The 2680-nt window shown below is 57.3% G+C and carries 3 protein-coding genes; 1 reads left to right on the forward strand and 2 read right to left on the reverse strand.

From position 1 onward, the window contains the following. A partial coding sequence (locus tag VGE80_RS04395; protein WP_440591805.1) for a LysM peptidoglycan-binding domain-containing protein occupies nucleotides 1–652 on the forward strand: 652 nt, incomplete at its 5' end. 166 nt (nucleotides 653–818) lie between these two features. On the opposite strand, the gene VGE80_RS04400 is transcribed toward VGE80_RS04395, so the two are convergent. After that, the gene (locus VGE80_RS04400; RefSeq protein ID WP_373652634.1) at nucleotides 819–1919 is read right to left on the reverse strand and encodes a 3-oxoacyl-ACP synthase III family protein; all 1101 of its coding nucleotides are present in this window, start codon (nucleotides 1917–1919) and stop codon (nucleotides 819–821) included. A gap of 306 nt (nucleotides 1920–2225) precedes the next feature. Further along, nucleotides 2226–2678: a cyclic pyranopterin monophosphate synthase MoaC gene (gene moaC, locus VGE80_RS04405; protein ID WP_440591806.1), complete on the reverse strand. Its 453-nt coding sequence runs from the start codon at nucleotides 2676–2678 to the stop codon at nucleotides 2226–2228. Between the last annotated feature and the right edge of the window lie 2 nt (nucleotides 2679–2680).

The following is a 2680-nucleotide window of genomic DNA, read 5'->3' on the forward strand; positions in this document are numbered from 1 at the left end:
CACGGGTAAAAAGAATCAGCATTCGACGGGTAAGGGAGGCCCTACGGCCAGCCTGATCGACGCGGATGTCGAAGAGCTGGAACCAATTCGGGTTCCTGTTCCACAAGGGCTGGTCCGAGGTGGTAACGCCATTACGGATCCCCCAGAGGGACGCTCCCGATCTGCGCGTCCACTGCACGAAGCCGAGTCCCACAGTCGCGTGCATGTCGTTCAGAGGGGCGAGACCCTTTCTTCGATCGCCTCAAAGGTGCTCGGCAGCGCGAGTCGCTTTCAGGAGTTGTTCGCAGCCAATCAGGATCAGCTCAGAGATCCGAATGATGTTCGCGTTGGCATGACATTACGGCTTCCCGAAGCTCAGGACGTTTCGTCGCGCGGCGCAGCGCAGGGGCCGTCTGTGCCTGATGCCCGTTCAAAATTACCTGTGACCATTCGAGAAATCGACATCGAAGAAGCCACCGCAGGCGTCACCGTTCAAGAGGAAAAACCAGGGGTGCTCGCCCCGCCCCTCTCCGCAGGGCAGCAGGCTGATTCACAGCCGACGCAGGGACCACGTGAGCAGCCCGAGACTCCGTTGAGCGAAAGAAAGTTTCAACCGGCCAAGCGGTTTACTCATCTCGCAAAGCCGTTCCAGTCGCAGGTTGGACGGGAATAGTTTGGCTGAAGTGCTGGGCACGTACCTCCGCGGGCGCCCTCGGTCAGCAGCAGAGACGTTCTGTTGACTGGCTGAAGCAAGTGTCCCGGCCGTAAAACGAAAAGCCTACTCGCTCAATGCAGAGAGAGTAGGCCTATCGAAAAGCGAGGTTCGTTTGTGAAATAACTTACCAGCGGAACAGGCAAGTACCCCAGGTGAGTCCAGCGCCGAAGCCACTGATGAGCAACGTATCGCCGCGGGAGATTCTGCCCGCTCGATAAGCTTCGTCGAGGGCAATGGGGATTGAACCGCCCGAGGTGTTGCCGTAATTGGGCAGGTTATTGAACATCTTGTCGACCGGAATGGCCAGTTGTTCGGCAACGTTATTGATGATGCGCATGTTGGCTTGATGGAGCAGGTAGAGTGAGACGTCATGAGGTGACAGTCCCGTCTTGCGCATCACGACTTCAATACTGTCAGCGACAGCACGAACGGCCCACTTGAAGACGTTACGGCCGTCCATCTGCAGAAAGTGCTCTCCCGCATCCAGTGCTTCGTGAGTAATCGGCTTCTTCGTTCCCCCCGCCTGCCGGTCCAGCATGCAACCACCCCCGCCGTCGGAACCAAGCTGGTAGCAGATCAGACCCTGATGCGAATCACCACGGGTCAGCAGGACGGCGCCGGCACCATCACCGAACAGTGGAGCGACCTTCTGATCGAGTGGATTCACGATACGGCTGTTGCAGTCGCCGCCAATGACGAGTGCCATTCGGCTGTTACCGGTGGCGACATACTGCGCTGCTGTCGTCAGTGCGTAAACGAATCCCGAGCAGGCAGCGTGCAGATCCATGGCGGGGGCGTCGATACCGAGCGCTTCCTGAACCAGGTTGGCCGTCGTCGGACATTGATAATCAGGTGTAAACGTTCCGACAACGACCAGATCAATGTCGCGGGGGTCAACACGGGCATTCCGCATGGCCCTGCGGGCTGCTTCGATACAGAGGTCGCTGGTCGCCTGCCCTTCACTGACATACCGGCGGGCGAGAATCCCCGTTCGTTGTTCGATCCAGGCGGGATCGTATCCAAACTTCGCCTGCAGATCGGCGTTGGTCACAATCTGGTCAGGAACGTAAGAGCCGGTACCAACCACTTGTACGCCTAAAAGCGACCGGGTCCGTTTTGTCCAACTCGATTTCGATTCGGTGCTGCGATGCGGGAGGTTTCCTGGAGGGGTATCCAAAACATTCCCCTGACTGTTAGTCGATCGTGAAACACCGCTATCGTACATGGATCGCATCCTCGACCGGCGAATCGCCTGACACACTCGACTCTGCCGAGATCCTGAAAAACCTCAATTGATGAATCCCACTCGCCACTGAAGACGTCCGTGAGGCGGAGCAATTCATGATTGCCCCGCGATAGGAATGGGCTGCCTGAGTATATCGACCGTTTTTCCTGCAAACCAGCGAACATGAGGCATATCAACGGAAGTTCAACAAGTTTGAGAGATTATGGGAATTTTCTCCGATTGAGCAAGATGGATCAGAGTTTGACGGTCAACGAGCCCTTCCCATGGCGATCCCCGCAGGGGCTGTCAGGCGTGCTCAGCGGACAACTCATCCACTTGAAAATGGCCACTCTTGCCACCTAGTTTTTCGAGCAGGCGGGCTGGGCCGAGAGTCATGCTGCGGTCTACCGACTTGCACATGTCATAGATGGTCAGCCCCGCGACTGTCACGGCGGTAAGGGCTTCCATTTCGACCCCGGTCTTCCCTGTGACACGCACCGTGGCCTCGATCTTGACACGGCATTCATCCACTTCGCTGATCGAAACATCCACCCCATCGATTCCCAGTGGATGACACAGCGGAATCAGATCGGCCGTTCGCTTGGTGGCCATGATCCCCGCCAGTCGGGCGACTTCAAAAACGTCTCCCTTGGCCACCCGTCGCTCAAGAATCAACCGCAATGTCTCTGGTTTCATCGTTACGATGTTCTCAGCGCGTGCTAAGCGTAACGTGACCCCTTTGGCGCCAACATCGACCATCC

It is taken from the genome of Schlesneria sp., assembly GCF_036405755.1.
Taxonomy (GTDB): domain Bacteria; phylum Planctomycetota; class Planctomycetia; order Planctomycetales; family Planctomycetaceae; genus Schlesneria; species Schlesneria sphaerica.